Below are 16,656 nucleotides of genomic sequence, written 5' to 3'. Positions count from 1 at the left end.
GCAACCCCCATGAGTGTGGCGGCTCGTCACCTTCATGGTCACCCGGATCCGGCGCGCGGGGAAGGCCCCGGGGCTCGTGTGAAACAACAGTCCCCGCAGACACCGCCGCCGGGCACCCGGTAGTAGAGGCAGCAGCTGCGCCGCCGGAAGCCGGTGGCGCCGTAGGTGCCCGCCCCGGCGAGCAGCGGGTGCGCGAGCAGGCGTACGGCCAGATCGTGCGCGCGGGCGGCCTCCTCCGGGCGGCCCGCGCCCAGGGCCCAGCCGCCCAGCTGCCGTGCCGCGCCCGCCAGCGCGGAGGCCGCGTTGCCCCGCAGCAGGCCCGGCGCGAGCCGGTGGCGGGCCCGCAGGGCCGCGGCCAGCGGTTCCAGGTGGCCGAGCAGGACGGCGTCCGCGAGCGCGGCGGCGGATTCCGGGGTGGCGGCGCAGCTCTCCGGGGCGGCGGCGAGGTCCTCCGGGGCGGCGGCGGGCAGCGGGCGCACCTCGGTGAGCCACAGGTCGTCGGGGGCGCTGCCCTCCGGGTCCCAGCGCAGCAGGGACGGCGCCAGGTCGGGGAGCCGCCCGGCGCGCACGGCGCAGCCCAGCGCCACCGACCACAGCCGGGCGGCGAGCCCCAGGTGGGCCACCGAGGCGGCGATCCTCGCCTCCGGGGCGCGGATCGCACCGGCCACCTTGCGCACCCGCGCGCCCAGCGGATCCGCCGCCGAGGCGGCGTACGCCTCCGCGAGGGTGGGGAGCGGCGCGTGCGGCGGCTCGCCGGTGCGCAGGACGAAGAAGCCGCCGAGCGGGCGGAGTACGGCGAGTCCGGAGTCACGGTGCACGAGGAGCACTAGTACCAAGCGGGCCGGGGAGGGCGCCCCTTCGGGGGGTTCCCGGAGCTGTTCTCGGGGGTGTCGCGCGGGTGTCGCCCACCCAGGGGAGGACACCGCATGACGCGTACTCCATCGGCAGTATGACCCATTGAATGCTCAGGGACGACGACGGGAAGAGATCGGCACGGCAGTGTGTTGGACCATGGAAGCCGCCTGTTCGCCGCGCCGGGCCCGACGCCCCGGCCTCCCGCAGAGGACCAGCTCATGAGCGCCCTCGCGCTGTCCGTGCTGCTGTCGCTCGTCTCCGCCGTGGCGTACGCCGGCGGGGCGATCGTGCAGGAGCAGGTCGCGGTGTCCGCGCCCGGCGAGCGGTACGCGCCGCTGCGCCGCCCGGTCTGGTGGGCGGCCGTCGCGCTGAACGGCCTCGGCGGCCTCCTCCATGTGGTGGCGCTGGCGTACGGCCCGCTCAGCCTGGTCCAGCCGCTGGGCGCCCTCACGATCGTGTTCGCGCTGCCCATGGCCGCGCTCCTGGTCGGCCGCCGGGCCGGTGCCGCCGCCTGGCGCGGCGCACTCCTGGCGACGGTGGGCCTGGCGGGTCTGCTGTCCCTGGTGGGCGCCTCGCACGCGCAGTCGCTGAACGGCGCCCAGCGCGTGGTCCTGGCCGTCCTCACCGCCGCGGCGGTGCTCGCGCTGACGGCTGCGGGGCGCGCCGCGCACCGGCATCCCGCGGTGCGCAGCGTGCTGCTCGCCGTCGGCTCCGGTGTCGCCTTCGGCATGTCCTCGGTGTTCACCAAGGCGGTCGCGGTGGACTGGACGGACGGCGTCACGGCGTCCGAACTGCCGTCGCTCGCGGTGATCGCGGTGCTGGCCACGGTCGGCATGCTGCTGTCCCAGGCGTCCTACCGGGGCGGCGGCCTCGCGGCGCCGCTGGCCACCCTGACCGTGGTGAACCCGATGGCGGCGGCGGCCGTGGGCATCACGATGTTCGGCGAGAGCTTCCGGTACGGCACCACGGGCACGCTGCTGGCGCTGGGCTGCGGGGTCGCGGCGGCGGGTGGCCTGATCCTGCTCACCACGGAACGAATCGAGCGCGAGGCGCGGACGGCCGGAGCGGCACCGGGGGAACCGGCGGCTCGGGGCGAGACGGCAGCAGAGGCGGCAGCACCGGAGGGGACGGCGCCGGTGACGACGGCAGGGGCAGTGGCGGTGCCGACGCAGCCGACGTCGGCCGTGGCGCCTGTGGCACCCGTCGCACCCGTCGCGCCCGTGGCGCCCGTGGCGCCCGTGGCGCCCGTGGCGCCCGTGGCGCCCGTGGCGCCCGTGGCGCCCGTGGCCAGGGTCGACGCCGTCGGCACGGGAGAGCCCGCCGGGGCCGTACCGTCCGGGACGGCCCCGGTGAAGGACCAGGTCAAGGCCCAGGTCAAGGCCCTGGTGCCCGCACCGTCCGCGTACGGCGGCTCGTTCTGCGCCGGGCTGGTCTACTGCGTCCCGTACGTCCCGATGCCCGCGCCCGTGACGGACCGGCACCGTCCCCGCGTCAGCTCCTGACGTCCCCGGCACCAGGAACTGACGCCGCCGCCTCTCAGATGCCGACGCCGCCCGCGCGAAGATAGCGCAGCGGGTCGATGTCGGAGCCGAAACCGGGCCCGGTCCGCACCTCGAAGTGCAGATGCGGGCCCGTGACGTTGCCGGTGGCGCCGGAGCGGCCGAGGCGCTGCCCGGCGGTGACCGTCTGACCGGCCCGTACGGAGATCGCCGACAGGTGCGCGTACTGGCTGTAGCGGCCGTCGGCGTGCCGGATCACCACCTGGTAGCCGTACGAGCCGCCCCAGCCCGCGGTGACCACGCGGCCCGCGCCGACGGCGTGCACGGACGTGCCGGTGGGCACCAGGAAGTCGACGCCGGTGTGATAGCCCTTCGACCAGTGCGAGCCGGAGGAGCGGTAGGCGGTCCCGATCGAGGCGTGCACGGGCGCGACGAGGGTGTGCGAGGTGGTGTGCGGGTGCCCGCTGTGGCGGGAACTGCCGCTCCCGGCGCGTGTGGTGGGCTTCGGCTTCGGCTTCGCGACGGCTTTCGGCTCGGCGGCGGCCTTCGGCTTCTGTCTCCGCTCGGGCTCCGGCTTCTGTTTCTGCTTCTGTTTCTGCTTCTGTCCGGAGTCGGCCTTGGTGGCCGGGGTGTGCTGCGGGTGCGGGGCGGGCGCCTGCCGCGACGGGTGCAGGGAGAGCCGCTGACCGGGCAGTATCAGATCCGGGTCGGACCCGACGGTCGCGCGGTTGTCCGCGTACAACTGGGGCCAGCCGCCCCGGACATCGCGGTCGTCCGCGATACCGGAGAGGGTGTCTCCGCTGACCACCGTGTACATCTCGGCGGTGCCCGCGCGCGACTGGGGCGTGGTCTGCGGCCGGACGTCGCGCACCGTGCTCGCAACGCCCTTGGTACTCCCTGGCGTTGGGTGCGCCTGCGCGGTCTGTGTCCGCACGGTCCGCGTCGGCACGGAGTGCGCCTGTGCCGGGTGGGCGTGGGTCAGTCCGGCGCGCGGCCCGCACACGGGCCAGGCGCCCGGCCCCTGCCCGCCGAGCACCTTCTCCGCTACGGCGATCTGCTGCTCCCGGCCGGCCAGGTCGGCGCGCGGCGCGTACCTGGTCCCGCCGTACGCCGCCCAGGTGGACCGGGTGAACTGGAGCCCGCCGTAATAGCCGTTGCCCGTGTTGGTGTTCCAGTCGCCGCTCGACTCGCAGGCGGCCACCTTGTTCCAGGTGGCCGCGTCGGCCGCGTACGCGGTGCCGGCGCCGATCAGCGGGATGGCCATGCCGGCGCCTCCCACCGTGACGGTCAGTGAGGCACGGTTGATCCTGTTCGGCTGGTACCGGCGGTGCCGGCCGCGTGCGGCCATGTCCGAAGTCCCCTCGCCATGCGTCAGGAGCGGCAAAAGTAGACGCCGCGAACGAGCCATGACAAGACGGCAATCGGCCTCCTGTCGTCCTCCGTCGCCGCCGCCCCGCGCACCAGGACCGGAAGGGGCCGGAACAGAACCAGAACAGGAGGGGCCGGAAGAGGCCGGAAGAGGAAGGAGCGGCCGATGGGACGGATGTGCGGGCCGCGTACCGTCACGCGAGGATGGTCACAGGACGGCGGGCGCGCCGACGACCACGGCTGCACCACGAGACCACCGCGCCGGGGCATCATCGCCCCACCGGACGACCGCACACGGACGTCATCGCACCCCGGCAGCACGGCACGACGGCACGACGGCACGACGGCACGACGGCACCAGCCACGGACGACAGGACCCCGTGGTCCACCGGATCTTCGAGGAGCAGGCGGTATGAGCACTACAGCCCAGATCGGCGTCACCGGACTCGCGGTCATGGGCCGCAACCTCGCCCGGAACTTCGCGCGCAACGGCTACACGGTCGCCGTGCACAACCGCACGGCGGCACGGACGAGGTCGCTGGTGGAGGAGTTCGGGAAGGAGGGCGACTTCGTCCCGGCCGAGAGCGCGGAGGAGTTCGTGGCGGCCCTGGAGCGCCCGCGCCGCCTGGTCGTCATGGTCAAGGCCGGGGAGCCGACCGACGCCGTGATCAAGGAGTTCGCGCCCCTGCTGGAGCCCGGTGACATGATCATCGACGGCGGCAACGCGCACTTCGCGGACACCCGGCGCCGCGAGCGGGAGCTGCGCGAGCAGGGCATCCACTTCGTCGGCACCGGTATCTCCGGCGGCGAGGAGGGCGCGCTGCACGGCCCGAGCATCATGCCGGGCGGCTCGGCCGAGTCGTACAAGTCGCTCGGCCCGATGCTGGAGAAGATCTCCGCCGAGGCGGCCGACGGCGCGCCGTGTGTCACGCACGTCGGTCCGGACGGCGCGGGCCACTTCGTGAAGATGGTGCACAACGGCATCGAGTACGCCGACATGCAGCTGATCGGCGAGGCGTACCAGCTGCTGCGCGACGTCGCCGGATACTCCCCCGCCCAGATCGCGGAGATCTTCCGCACCTGGAACACCGGCCGGCTGGACTCGTACCTGATCGAGATCACGGCGGAGGTGCTGGCCCACGTGGACGCGGCCACGGGCGAGCCGTTCGTGGACGTGGTGGTGGACCAGGCCGAGCAGAAGGGCACCGGCCGCTGGACGGTGCAGATCGCGCTCGACCTCGGGGTGCCGGTGTCGGGCATCGCGGAGGCGGTCTTCGCCCGGTCCCTGTCCGGGCACGCGGCGCTGCGGGGGGCCTCGCGCCACCTGGCGGGCCCGAAGGCGTCCCCGCTGTCCGAGTCGGAGGCGGCGGCCTTCGCCGACCGGGTGGAACAGGCGCTGTACGCCTCCAAGATCGTGTCGTACACGCAGGGCTTCCACGAGATCGCGGCGGGCAGCGAGGAGTACGGCTGGGACATCGACCTGGGCGCGGTCTCCGCCATCTGGCGCGGCGGATGCATCATCCGCGCGGCCTTCCTCGACCGCATCCGGGCCGCCTACGACGCCCGCCCCGACCTGCCGAGCCTGCTGTCCGACGACACCTTCGCCCAGGAGATCGCCGCCGCCCAGGAGGACTGGCGCGAGGTGCTGGTCGCCGCGACCCGCCAGGGCGTGCCCACGCCGGGCTTCGCGGCGGCCCTGGCGTACTACGACGCCCTGCGCGCCCCGCGTCTGCCGGCCGCCCTCACCCAGGGGCAGCGCGACTTCTTCGGCGCCCACACCTACCGGCGCGTGGACCGCGACGGCACCTTCCACACGCTGTGGGGCGGGGACCGGTCGGAGATCACGGCGTAGGGCGTACTCGGCGGAGGACGAACGCGGCGCAGGGCGTACGCGGCGCAGGGCGTACTGAGGGCGAACGCCTCCGCACGCCCCGCGCGTCGCGGAGGCGGGCACCGCTCAGGACAGCGGTGGCCCCGGCTCGGGGTTCGGGACGGGTTCGGGGCCCGGCGGGATCGGAGACGGCGAGGGCTCCGGCGGCACCGGGCCCGGGGGCGGGGGTCCCGGAGGCGTCGGGCCGGGAGGTGTGGGGCCGGGGCCGGGTGGCGGTCCCGGGACCGGCGGCGGCTCGGGCGCGGGCGCCGGACCCGGAGGCTGCGGGTCGGGTCCGGGGGTGGGTCCGGGCGTGGGCGGCGGCGGTACGGGATCGGGGTACGGGTTCGTCATGACGTCCTCCGGTGTCGGCTGCTGGACTACTCCCCCGGCTACCCGACCCCCGCGCGGCCAGTCACCCGCGGGCACGGCGGCGACACCCCGGACGGCCGCGTCGCGTCGGTACCACCTGCGCACCCGCACCCGCGCCCGCTACCGGGCTGCCGAGCCGTGCCGTCGTGCCCCGCCCGCCCCGTGGGCCGCCGCGTGGGCCGCCGCGGCGAGGCCGGGCCGCGGACCGGCCAGGACCGGCACGGATGTCGTCACCAGGTCCACGGCCGCGGCCATGGACGCCTGGGCGAGGACGACCGCGTCGGCGTCCGCCGCCGGGACCGAGTCGACGGCCGTCGCGATCTCGCGCACGTATCCCTCGGTGTCCCCGGCCTCGAAGAGCGCCCACGCGCCGGGGACGAACATCGGGCGGACGGTGACGCGCCGCCCGGCGCGCGCGGCCTCCTCCGCCAGGAGCGCGGTGGTCGGGGCGAGGGTGCTCTCCAGGGCGGCGACGACCACCACCCGTGGTCCGGCGGCCACGGCGGCCGCCGCCATCGGCCGGTCGACGCGCAGCACGACGGGCCGGACGACCGGCGCTCGCCCGCGCCCGCCCACCCTGCCCCCCGTGGCTCCCGCGGCTCCCGCGGCTCCCGCGGCTCCCGCGGCCTTCTCGGCCACGGCGCCGAGGGTCGAGCAGGTGCACAGCAGCGCGCCCGCGCCCTCGGCGGCGGCCCGATCCAGCACGACCGCCACATCGTCCGCGACCGCGTCCGGGCCGTCCTCGCGCGCCCTGCGCAGCAGATCCTCGTCGACGAAGTGCCGCAGCCGCAGGCCCGGGTGGTCCGCGTCGCGCAGCGCCTCGAAGACCGGGACGTGCACGGGTGAGGTGTGCAGCAGGGCGAGCAGCGGCGGGGCGCCCTGCTCGGCGCGCGTCCCGTCCCCGCTCAGAACCGCTCCGGGTGCGCGGCGAGCCATGTCTCGGCGGCCTCGGTCAGTGCGGCACCGGGCGGCGGGGCCGCGTCCTGATGGCGGGCGGCCCAGCCGGCGACGTAGGGGCACAGCGGGACGACGGCGGCACCCTCGCGCCGGGCGACGGCGTACAGCTCGCGCGCCAGGGAATCGGCGATGCCCTGGCCCTCGTGGGCCGGGTCCACGATCGTGTGGACGGGGACGAGAGCACGGCCGGGCGAGTCGAGGACGAAGTACTCGACCCGGCCGACCACCTCACCGCCCGAGACGGCCTCCAGCCGCCCGGCCGCCCGGTCGTCACGGATCTCGATGTCGCTCATCGGCATGCTCCTCGTCACCCGGCCGTCCTGTCGTGCTGCCGCCCCCGCGCGGATCAGGCCGGCACGGACCGGGGGCTGCGCTCCTGGTCCGAACCCGGCACCGGCGCGGACGGGTCGGCGCCCAGCTCCACGATGCGGTTGTCCGCGTCCACATGCACCACCCGCGGCTCCAGCGCCCGCGCCTCGGCATCGGTGACCTGCGCATAGCTGATGAGGATCACCAGGTCACCGGGGTGCACGAGGTGCGCCGCGGCCCCGTTGATCCCGATGACACCCGACCCGCGCTCCCCCTCGATGACATACGTCTCCAGCCGGGCGCCGTTGGTGATGTCGACGATGTGCACCAGTTCCCCGGGCAACAGATCGGCGGCGTCCAGCAGCTCCGCGTCGATGGTCACCGATCCCACGTAGTGCAGGTCGGCATGGGTGACGGTGGCACGGTGGATCTTGGACTTGAACATGGTGCGCAACATCGGGGCACTCCCACTAGTAGGCTCCCTGCCTGCGTATGTGCAGGTCAAGGGCTGCTTTCACACCCTACAACGAGACGTATGAACGAGTCGTGTGTCCGCGTGACTCCCCCGTGGTTCTCCAGGGCTCGTGCCGACCGCTTGCGACAAGCGTACGCAGCGCACCCGAGGGCCGTCCGTGATCACCGTCACTCGCGCAGGCCGGAGAGCAGCTCCAGGGGCTGGCGGAGCAATGCTCAGCGCCTGTGGATCGGCCCCGATGGGAGGAGGCGCACCTTCCCGACGGATCGATTCGATCGGTCATCAGGTCAAGATCGGCGAAGTTCTGCCGCTGCTCTGCCTGCACGACCTGCCCTCGGGGCATCACGTGCCCGCCCAGTTGTTCGATGCTGCCGGCCGGTGGGCCCACGACAGTCGGCTCACGAACCGGCCGCCCGACGCACCACGACGGTGCGAGCGGCCCGGTCCCACTTGCTCTGGTGGTAGGAGCCCCGGTCCTTGCTCATCTGTGCCAGGCAGATCACCGCCACCAGCACGTTCACCACCGGGAGCGCCAAGAAGGCCGCCCGGTCGAACTCACGGAGAAACGTGTCCTTCCAGGACGGTGTCAACGTGCCGTCCGTCCACAGGCGAACCACCCGCAGCCCGAACAGACGCTTCCCGACGGTGGTGCCCCACCAGTGCACCAACGGCACGTAGTAGACGACGCCCCCGGCCGCGAACCCGACCGGCACCAGGACCAGCAGTGCGACGCCGTCGCTCAACGTCGCCGTCCCCATGAAACCGAGGACCGCGAGCACGAATGCGATGACGCTGTCCACACAACGCGCCGCGACCCTTCGGCCGTTGGTCGCGAGCACGAACACCGGATCACCCGTCGCGGAGGCCACCGCCCCCACATCCGTCACATACTCGACGGTCGCCCCGTCAGGCCGTTCCCCCCTCAGCGGATCCATTCCGGCCAGATGCTCCCGATACCACTCCCGCCCCATCGCTCGCGCAACCATGGCGGGAACCCCCGGGACCCCTTCACGACCGACCACGGCCGCACCCTCAAGACTCACGTCAGGTTCATCCTTCCTCGCCTGCTTACGCCGACCCACCTGACTAGGCGGCCGGAAAATAGGTGAGACGAAAATCAATACGGTCCGCGAGGAAGAGACCCCGCGCCGCCCACCAAGACCCGGACCGCCGAACGCCGCATCGCCACCCCCACCGGTAGACCTCTCGATCCCACCAACCTCACCCGCTGCTTCCGCCGTCTCCTCCACCGCGCGCAGCTCCGGACCATCCGCTTCCACGACCTCCGACACTCGACCGCGACCCTGCTCCTGGAAACAGGGCATCGGCCTCGTCGTGATCAAGGAACTCCTCGGACACGCCCACATCGGCGGCACCGTCGGCGTCTGCGCCCACATACGACTCCGCCTCCAACGCCAAGCCGTCGACACCCTCGGCAACGCCCTCAACCCGACGGACAGCGCCCCCGACGCCCCACCCGCCGCAGTCGTCGTCCACTGACGTTGCCGCCAGCGTTGCCGTCAAACGAACATGAGGCCCCACCGGAATCACCGTCTCGGGTTCGCCGCCGGACTTCGGAGGACCTCATGCATTACTTGCCAATTTGAGGCATCCGCTTACAGCGTTAGCCTTGGCCACGACCTATCAGCTAATCAGCAGTATCTGTCTCACCCTTCATCGCAAACCATCCTTCGTTTGCCTCTTCAAGATCCCCGGAGGAAACCATGAGACGGCACTCTCTGGTCAATTCCTCGGCAGTACATCCTGGCGTAACCCCTCGACTCGAGGAGAGCCTCTTGATCCTCCACGCATCAAAAATGGGAGTTCCATTGACGAGGAAATCGACATCAATTTCCTGACCGTCAGCCGAAACAAACAGGCAGCCGTTCCCGTGTACCGAGTATTCGATCCCGCTCGCGATTGCGCCATCCTTCGGCAACTGGCCTTCCCGTGCACGCCTCACGATCGAAGCCAGACTTGTCCCCAGGTCAGGCAGGCTTCGCAGGACCTCTGATTGAACACGCGCCAGGGCCTCAACGTACTCCACTACCTCGACGGACGCATTGCTCATCACCTGTACCCCGGCCTCCTGTGACGGTTCACGAGTTTATCGGGCCCCACTTCAGCCCACGCGGTAGTCACATCGTCAATACCGCCCGGGTAACGCGCCAACAGCTCTTCTTCCGGGACCACCTGATACGGGACATCGATCCCCGCCCGCTTCGCCGCTGCGACACGATGATGTCCGTCCAGGATGTACAGCTCATCGTTATACTGCGCCACCTTGATCGGATCCCCCTGCCACCCTCCATCCTTCATGGAAGCCGTCAGGTTATCCACGTTCCGCTTGGACGCATTCCCAGAGAGCGCCTCGGTCCGCTTGAGACTGAAGGGATCGGTCGTTCCACAATTGTGAACCAGGACCGGCGTGGCCCCCGCCAGCACATAGTACGTGTGTGTGGTCTGGACTGTGAGGTCGTGAGTGAGGTGCTGGTGGTGCCAGGTCTTGACGGCTGTGACGCTTACGGCTGCGCCCGTGCTGGTGCGGAGGAGCATGCCGGCCTTGATGTGGCCGGCGTCGACCCAGGTCTTCAGGGATGTGATCCAGAAGGGGTGGGTGACTGTCGCGACGATCTCTGACGACTTGCCCTTGTCACGGATGGTGAGGGTGGCGAAGTCTTTGTCGTGCTTGGTGGTGATGAGTTCGTCGACGGTCCGGGACTGACTCTTGCCGGTGAGGGGGTCGGTGGCCAGGACCTTGTCGCCCGCCTTGACGTCGGCGATCTTCTTCTTGCCCCCGTCGGCCATCAGGACCTTGATCGCGGGCAGAAAGCTGTGGTTGCAGGGGCTGGCGCCGCTCTTCGGCGCTGCCGTCTTCGCTCGCCCGCCACCGCGAGCCGCGCCTGCGGTCGCCGTGCTTTCGGCTGCGCTCGCCGCTTCCTGCGCTCCCGATCGCGTCGCCGCCTTCGACGCCGCGACCGTCTCAGCGCCTTCCGCGACAGCCCCCGCTCCTGCCCCGGCGATGCCTGCCGCCCCGGCGATGACCGCGCCGCCCTCGCCGACCACACCGACCGACGCACCCACCACGGCTGCTCCGAGGCTGCCTGTTTCGGCGCCGGCGGTGAATCCTTCGGCCCCTGCCACGATGACGGCTCCGCAGCCACCGGCTGTGGCAGCGACGCAGGCGACCACTCCGACGACCACGGCGGTGGCTACGACGGTGGCGATCACAGGGTGTTGTTTGACCAGGTTGTAGCCCTTGTGTACGACGTTGGAGAAGTGACAGGAGAACGACCACCGCCCGCAATGGTGATGACCGCCACCCCCACCCCCGCCTCCGCCACCACTACTGCTGCTGGGGGTGGCGCTGTTGTCCGGGTTGGTGTTGCCGTAAGCCGGGTCCGGGTTCTGGGAGCCCTTCTTGCCGCCGTCGTCGGGCGTGCAGTGGCCGTTTCCGGGGTCGATGCACAGGCCGGCCGGGTCGCTGTTCGTGACGGGGTTGTTGCCGGCGTAGGTGTAGCCGTCGATCTGCTCGGGGTCCGTCAGCTCCAGGACAGGGTCGACGGAGACGAAGCGGCCGGTCGTGGAGTCGTACTCCCGCGCCCCCAGGTGCGTGAGGCCCGTGGTGGTGTCCACGACTCCGTTGACGAACCCCTTGTCGCCCAGCCATGCGCCGGCGTCGGGCTGGGTGCCGCGTGTGTTGCCGAAGGGGTCGAGGCGGCGCCGGGTCGCGGTCTGCGCGGTGGCGTCGACGGCGGTTTCGGCGGTGTTGTGCGGGTCGGTGACCTGCCACTGGAGGTTGCCCGAACTGGTGCGGACGGCGATCGTCTGGCCGGCCCAGGTGTAGTAGCGGGTTCCGGTGGTCGTGTTGCTGCCCTTGGCGAGGTGGACCTCGGTGTCACCGATGTAGAGGGTGGTACCGCTGTCGTCGCGGCTGAGCAGCCGGTCGCCGCCGGCGTCGTAGAGGTAGGAGGCGGAGGTGCCGTCGGCGTTGGTCACCTTGGCCAGGTGGCCCTCGTCGTCCCAGTCGAGTGCCTGCTTCCTGCCGTCGACGGTGCGGGTGACCGTGTTGCCGGAGGCGTCGTAGGAGTACGAGTTGCCGGTGCTGGCGGAGCCCGTGGTAGTGGTCGACGACGTCAGCGTGTGGGGCTGGCCAGTGTTCTTCGCCGGGTAGTCGTAGGTCGTGGTGGTGTCGCTGCCCGACGCGGTCGTCGCGTGATCCGTCCTGGCTGTCCGGTTGCCGAGGCCGTCGTAGGCGAAGCTCTGCCAGTACGGTGCCGGGCCGCCGAGGACGGCGGTGGTCGGGTCGGCGGAGCAGCCGTCGGTGGCGGACCAGGCCTGGGTGAGGCGGTCGTGGCCGTCGTAGCGGTAGCACTGGACGTCGTCGGTACCGTCGGCGTGCGTGGCCGTCCTGGTGGGGTTTCCGGCGTCGTCGTAGTCGTAGGAGGTGTCCTGGACGGGTGCGGTGTGTGTGTCGTCGGTGACGAGTTCCCGCTTGAGGCGGTGAGTGCCGTCCTCGAAGGTGTTGGTGACCTGTAGCCACTTGGCGCTGTTCGCGGAAGAGACGCCGAGGGTGATCTGCCCTATGTCGCCGAGCTTGGTGTAGCTGGTCTTCTGTACGTACCCGGTGGCTCCCTCGAGGGTGGTCGGCATACCGAGGTCGTTGTAGCCGTACTCCAGGGTTTCGGCGGGCAGTCCGCCGGCCGCCGGGTCGGAGGTGAGCTGGACGGTGCCGTCGAGGTTGTAGCCGATGGTCGAGGTGTAACTGCCGGCCAGGGCTTCTTCGCCGGTGACGGAAGGGATCGTGACCCGGGTCAGCGTCGGCCGGTACAGGCTGTCGTAGGCGCCGATCTGGCTGATGTAGGCCTTGCCGGTGGAGCCTCCCACGTAGCGGATGGAGGAGGTGGGCCGTCCCTTGGCTATGGAGTCGTAGGTCCACTTGGCCAGTTGGTGGGCGGCGTCCTTCGTGGTGCCGTCGTACATGTCGGTCTTGCGGCCGAGGGCGTCATAGGTGTAGCTGAGGGTCTTCTCGTCGGCGGTGCCGACGGCGGTGGTGGTGGAGAGGGCCTGGTCGAGCTCGTTGTAGGCCGTAGTGGTCTTGCCGGCGTCGGGGTCGGTGGTGCTGACCTGGCGGCCCAACAGGTCGTACGTGTACGTCCAGGTGTTGCCGTCGTTGTCGTCGACCTGCTGGAGGCGGCTCTTGGCGTCGTACTGGTACTTGATGGACGTGTAGGAGCCGGACGGGGTACCGCTGTCGTACTGACGTGTCTCCGTGGTGCGACCGAGGGTGTCGGTCAGGGTCGTGGTGGCGATGCCGCCCTTGGGCGGAGTGACCGTGGTGCGGTCGCCCTGATAGGCGGTGGAGGTGGTCCACCGCTTCACGCCGCCGGCGTAGAAATCCGTCCTGGTGGCGCGGCCCGCGCCGTCGTAGGCGGTGAGGGTCTGGGAGGGGACCGCCGAGGTGATGGCGACGAGGGTGCCGGAGGGCGAGGCGGCGTCGGTGTAGTCGGCGTTGGACTCGACGGCCAGGCCCCGGCTGTCGTACTTGGTCTCGGCGATGACGCGTCCGCCGTCCGGGGAGGGGGTCTGCGTCTGGCGCGGCCTGAGCAGTGCGTCGTAGAGGGCGTAGGTGGTGTCGTAGGTGCTGCCGTCGTTGTTCAGTTTGCCCGTCGAGACCACGGAGGCGGCCGTCTTCGAGGTGGTGTAGGCGTAAGTGAGGCTTGGGGACTGGTTGGCGGCCTTGGACCGGTTGGCCAGCCACAGTTTGGTGACCCGGCCGAGGCCGTCGTAGGCGTATTCGGTGCGCCTGTTGTTGGGATCGACGACCGAAGTGGCCGTGCCGCGGCCGGGGTCGAAGGTGGTGGTGGTGGCGTAGCCCTTGGCGTCGGTGGTGATCGTGCTGGTCAGGGGGCCGCCGGTGGGCGGGTTGTACGTGGTGGCACTGACGATCGCCGAGTTGGTGTCCTTGACGGAGTCGACGCGGCCTTGGGCGTCGTAGTGGCTGGTGGAGACGGTCTGGTAGACGGGGCTGCCGCTGCTGTAGGAGGTCAGCCGCTGGGTGGAGGTCTCGTCACCGAGCGTGGGGGCGATCCCGTACGCATGGCCGTCGTAGAGGGTACGGACATCGGAGACGACATCGTCAGGCCGACTGGGTGCGGCGTCGCAGGCGACGTCGACGGTCTCGACCCGGACGGGCGCGGCCATCAGCCAGCCCGTGGTGTTGTCGGCGAGTGTGGTGCGGGTGCACTGCTCGTCCCCCTTGACGGCGGTGTCGCCCGCGTCGTCGACCATGGTGACCGCACCGGTGGTGTCGTCGTAGGTCGTGGTGACGGCGGTGTCGCGGGTGCCGCCGGAGGCGAGGTCGGTACGGGTGCGGACAGCATGGGGGCGGGTGTAGGTGCTGGTGCGGGTGCCGTCGGTCCCCGTGGTGTGGATCCACTGGTCGGTGATGGCGCCGGAGATCTCGGCGCTGCCGTTGTAGGTGATCGACTCGCGGACGTTCCCCGCGACGGCGTCGGTGTCGGTGACCGTGGCGCCGGTGGAGTCAGTGATCTTGGCGGTCCGGGTGGTGCCGTCGGCCTGTCTGTCGCCGTCCATGCCACGGAAGTACGTCGCGACCGTCTTGGTCCGGGTCGACTGGTCGTTGCCCGTCGTCGTGGTGACGCTGCCGTAGCCGCGCCAGACGGACCAGGTCTTGCGCTTGGCCGGCGAAGTGACGTTGTCACTGTCGTAGTGCCAGGCCGGTGATCCGTTGTACGTGTAGTCGGTCTCCTTCAGCGGGGCTCCGCCGGTGGGGTCGGACTCGGTGACCTGGGTGACGACGTACTTGTGGAACCAGTCCAGTTGCGGGTCAGGGGTGTACGGCGGTTGCCAGTACGCGGGGAAGCACCGCATGGTGTCGGAATCGGGGCTGCTGGGCATGGTGGTGCCCGCGACACACTGGGGATCGGAGTAGTTGACCGTCAGGACCGAGCCGGTCTCGGAGGTGATGGTCCTTACCCGCCACTTGACCAGGGCGGCGATGTCGTCGTGTGTGCTGTCGACTCGGTTGAACAGCTGGATGCCGGCGAAGTTGACGGCCGACATGGGTGTGGTCGCGCCGTCTTTGCCCGTACGGGTTATGGACTTCAGCCACAGGCCGGCGGAGGTCCCGTCTCCTGGATCGGGGAAGTCCTGGTCGAGCGTCCAGTTGTCGATGTCCCGGTAGGCGGGGGTGGACAGGCCTGCGTCCCAGATGCTGGTGGTGACGCCGGCGAGGCGTATACGTGAGAAGAACGTCGGGCCGGTCGCCTTGCATGTCTTGCCGGAATCGCAGATCTGGTCGAAGGGAACATCGGGCCAGTGCGATGCCGTGCTGGAGGTGAGCGAGGAGCACGTCTCGGTGGTGGTGACCACACAGCGCGGGCCGGTGGTGAAAGTGACCCGTTCGGGTACGGTGCCGAAGACCGTGGAGGCGGTGATGCCGTAGTCGATCCGCTTGAGATAGCCGCCGCGGTCGTAGGCGGTGCCGTGGGCGGTGGTGTCGCCGTTCTTGGCGTAGTAGTTGGTGTCCTTGTTGTACCAGTACGACATCGCGTTGCCGTGCGGGTCGACGACGTAGTCGAGGTTCCAGCGCCAGGCCTGGGTGAGGGCGCGGCCGGAGAAGGAGGTGGCCTTGTCGTAGCCGGGCTCACCGGAGTCGTCGCCGAAGACCGGGACGGTCCAGGTCGAGTTGGTCTCGGCCGCGCCGGTGGTCCATCCGGGAAGGCGGTTCTTGCCGAAGACGTACTGGATGCCGTCCGGGGTGGTGACGGTCCAGAACTCGCCGTCGTCGTCGCCGTTCACCGCTCCCGTGGAACGGACGACGCGCTCGCCGTCATCGGTCTTGGGGTGCCAGGTACCGGACTTGCTGTCCTTGATCAGCGGGCTGGATTTGCCGCCGAGGACCAGGGTGGCGTTGTCGCTCGCCCAGCACTCGTCGCTCTTGTCCTTCTGGCCGTCGTCGTCGCAGGAGTCATAGGAGCGCTCGATGTAGGAGGTGGAGAGGTCGAAACCCTCACCCACCCACGAGGGCTGGTTGTTCGTGGAGGGCAGCCGCCCGTCGACGCTCTGCGCGTCGTAGGTGATCGCCAGGTTCGGGGCAGGACCGCCGCTGGAGGGAGGCGCGGTGAGCGGGTAGGACCAGGTGAAGTCACCACTGGAGCCGCCCGCGCTCCAGGCCGCCGACGGATTGAGAGAGGTCGCCTGATAGGAACCGGCACCGGACTTGGCAGTGGCGGTGGTCGCGGCGAGCGCGGTCACCCCCGCCGGACCGAGTGCTGCCGTCGTGGTCAGCGTGTGGTGCGCGACATCGTTGGTGGTGGGAACCGGCTTGGTGGCCTGGCACTTCTTCTCGGCCGGGCTGGTGAGCGCACACGCGGGCAGGGAAACCAGGGTGAGCCGGGAAGCGTAGTCACCGCCGTAGGCGTTGGCGAAACCGGAGTAATCCAGGGTCAGCCGTGTCTTGCCGGAGGCCCTGTGTCCGTCGGCGCGCGCCACCGACAGCACCGTGCCATCGATTCCGAGAGCGGTCGCGGTGCGGTGGTCAGCCACCTTCACCGCCACCTCGGCAGGGGCAGCGCCGACGGTCGGGGCGCTCAGCGTGACCGGCAGTTCGCCTACCCGCGTTGCGGCCGCGCGTGCTCCGTGCACGGCCACGGGTACGGTGGCGGCGGACGCGGTGGGCCATACGAGGGGGTGCGCCAGTCTCGCGGCGGTGCGGGCGGCGGCTGCTGTGGCCGGGTCCTTGCGGGCAGCCGCTTTCGGCTTGACCGGCACGGCGGTGCCGTTGTCGACGTCCGGCGCTCCCACAGTGTGATGCCCGTGCCGCTGGGTGGCCCAGACGGTCGGTGCCGTACCGAGCCCGGTGGCAACCAGGGCGCCCGTGGTGACGGCGACGACCCACATTCGTGTCCGTCGTAGCCCATCCATGA

The 16,656-nt window shown here is 70.9% G+C and carries 10 protein-coding genes and 1 pseudogene; 3 read left to right on the top strand and 8 right to left on the bottom strand.

Annotated features, from left to right (window positions below; translation table 11 throughout):
• Positions 1-38: 38 nt before the first annotated feature.
• Positions 39-818: a (2Fe-2S)-binding protein gene (locus tag ACWDYF_RS02950; RefSeq protein WP_389463750.1), complete on the bottom strand. Its 780-nt coding sequence runs from the start codon at positions 816-818 to the stop codon at positions 39-41.
• Between the two features lie 255 nt (positions 819-1,073).
• Between ACWDYF_RS02950 and ACWDYF_RS02945 the strand changes: the two genes are divergently transcribed.
• Positions 1,074-2,357 carry a DMT family transporter gene (locus ACWDYF_RS02945; RefSeq protein WP_389463748.1) on the top strand — a complete coding sequence of 428 codons (1,284 nt, stop codon included), beginning with the start codon at positions 1,074-1,076 and terminating at the stop codon, positions 2,355-2,357.
• Positions 2,358-2,391: 34 nt separating this feature from the next.
• Here the strand turns inward: ACWDYF_RS02945 and ACWDYF_RS02940 are convergent, their stop codons facing one another.
• A complete protein-coding gene (locus ACWDYF_RS02940) occupies positions 2,392-3,702 on the bottom strand; it encodes a transglycosylase family protein (protein ID WP_381744068.1) in 1,311 nt (436 codons plus the stop codon).
• A 432-nt stretch (positions 3,703-4,134) separates the two neighbouring features.
• Between ACWDYF_RS02940 and gndA the strand changes: the two genes are divergently transcribed.
• Positions 4,135-5,574, top strand: coding sequence for an NADP-dependent phosphogluconate dehydrogenase (gene gndA / locus ACWDYF_RS02935; RefSeq protein WP_389463745.1), 1,440 nt, complete (start codon positions 4,135-4,137; stop codon positions 5,572-5,574).
• Between the two features lie 510 nt (positions 5,575-6,084).
• On the opposite strand, the gene ACWDYF_RS02930 is transcribed toward gndA, so the two are convergent.
• The 4 genes from ACWDYF_RS02930 to ACWDYF_RS02915 form a co-directional block, all read right to left on the bottom strand.
• Positions 6,085-6,831, bottom strand: coding sequence for an arylsulfatase (locus ACWDYF_RS02930; protein ID WP_389463922.1), 747 nt, complete (start codon positions 6,829-6,831; stop codon positions 6,085-6,087).
• A gap of 38 nt (positions 6,832-6,869) precedes the next feature.
• A complete protein-coding gene (locus tag ACWDYF_RS02925) occupies positions 6,870-7,214 on the bottom strand; it encodes a GNAT family N-acetyltransferase (protein ID WP_389463743.1) in 345 nt (114 codons plus the stop codon).
• Between the two features lie 53 nt (positions 7,215-7,267).
• Entirely contained in the window at positions 7,268-7,687 is a 420-nt protein-coding gene (gene panD / locus ACWDYF_RS02920; RefSeq protein WP_381744065.1) for an aspartate 1-decarboxylase, read from the bottom strand.
• Positions 7,688-8,103: 416 nt separating this feature from the next.
• A complete protein-coding gene (locus ACWDYF_RS02915; protein WP_381744597.1) occupies positions 8,104-8,748 on the bottom strand; it encodes an RDD family protein in 645 nt (214 codons plus the stop codon).
• Positions 8,749-8,856: 108 nt separating this feature from the next.
• Between ACWDYF_RS02915 and ACWDYF_RS02910 the strand changes: the two are divergent.
• Positions 8,857-9,205: pseudogene (locus ACWDYF_RS02910) on the top strand (tyrosine-type recombinase/integrase); the annotation flags it as partial.
• 148 nt (positions 9,206-9,353) lie between these two features.
• Here ACWDYF_RS02910 and ACWDYF_RS02905 read toward each other — a convergent pair.
• Together ACWDYF_RS02905 and ACWDYF_RS02900 are read right to left on the bottom strand one after the other, a co-directional pair.
• Complete coding sequence (locus ACWDYF_RS02905; RefSeq protein ID WP_389463740.1) at positions 9,354-9,776, bottom strand: DUF6896 domain-containing protein; 423 nt, start codon at positions 9,774-9,776, stop codon at positions 9,354-9,356.
• The gene (locus ACWDYF_RS02900) at positions 9,776-16,654 is read right to left on the bottom strand and encodes a polymorphic toxin-type HINT domain-containing protein (RefSeq protein ID WP_389463738.1); all 6,879 of its coding nucleotides are present in this window, start codon (positions 16,652-16,654) and stop codon (positions 9,776-9,778) included. Before ACWDYF_RS02900 ends, ACWDYF_RS02905 begins: the two co-directional genes overlap by 1 nt.
• Between the last annotated feature and the right edge of the window lie 2 nt (positions 16,655-16,656).

The organism is Streptomyces sp. NPDC003284, from assembly GCF_053589675.1.
Note: the sequence above shows the minus strand (reverse complement) of the source record. Positions and strands in the feature narration are given on the sequence as shown.

Bases quoted from the DNA above. Each gene is read 5' to 3' on its own strand.
- ACWDYF_RS02945 (WP_389463748.1), top strand. From the start codon at position 1,074: ATGAGCGCCCTCGCGCTGTCCGTGCTGCTGTCGCTCGTCTCCGCCGTG.
- ACWDYF_RS02940 (WP_381744068.1), bottom strand. From the start codon at position 3,702: ATGGCCGCACGCGGCCGGCACCGCCGGTACCAGCCGAACAGGATCAAC.
- gndA (WP_389463745.1), top strand. From the start codon at position 4,135: ATGAGCACTACAGCCCAGATCGGCGTCACCGGACTCGCGGTCATGGGC.
- ACWDYF_RS02925 (WP_389463743.1), bottom strand. From the start codon at position 7,214: ATGAGCGACATCGAGATCCGTGACGACCGGGCGGCCGGGCGGCTGGAG.
- panD (WP_381744065.1), bottom strand. From the start codon at position 7,687: ATGTTGCGCACCATGTTCAAGTCCAAGATCCACCGTGCCACCGTCACC.
- ACWDYF_RS02905 (WP_389463740.1), bottom strand. From the start codon at position 9,776: ATGAGCAATGCGTCCGTCGAGGTAGTGGAGTACGTTGAGGCCCTGGCG.
- ACWDYF_RS02900 (WP_389463738.1), bottom strand. From the start codon at position 16,654: ATGGATGGGCTACGACGGACACGAATGTGGGTCGTCGCCGTCACCACG.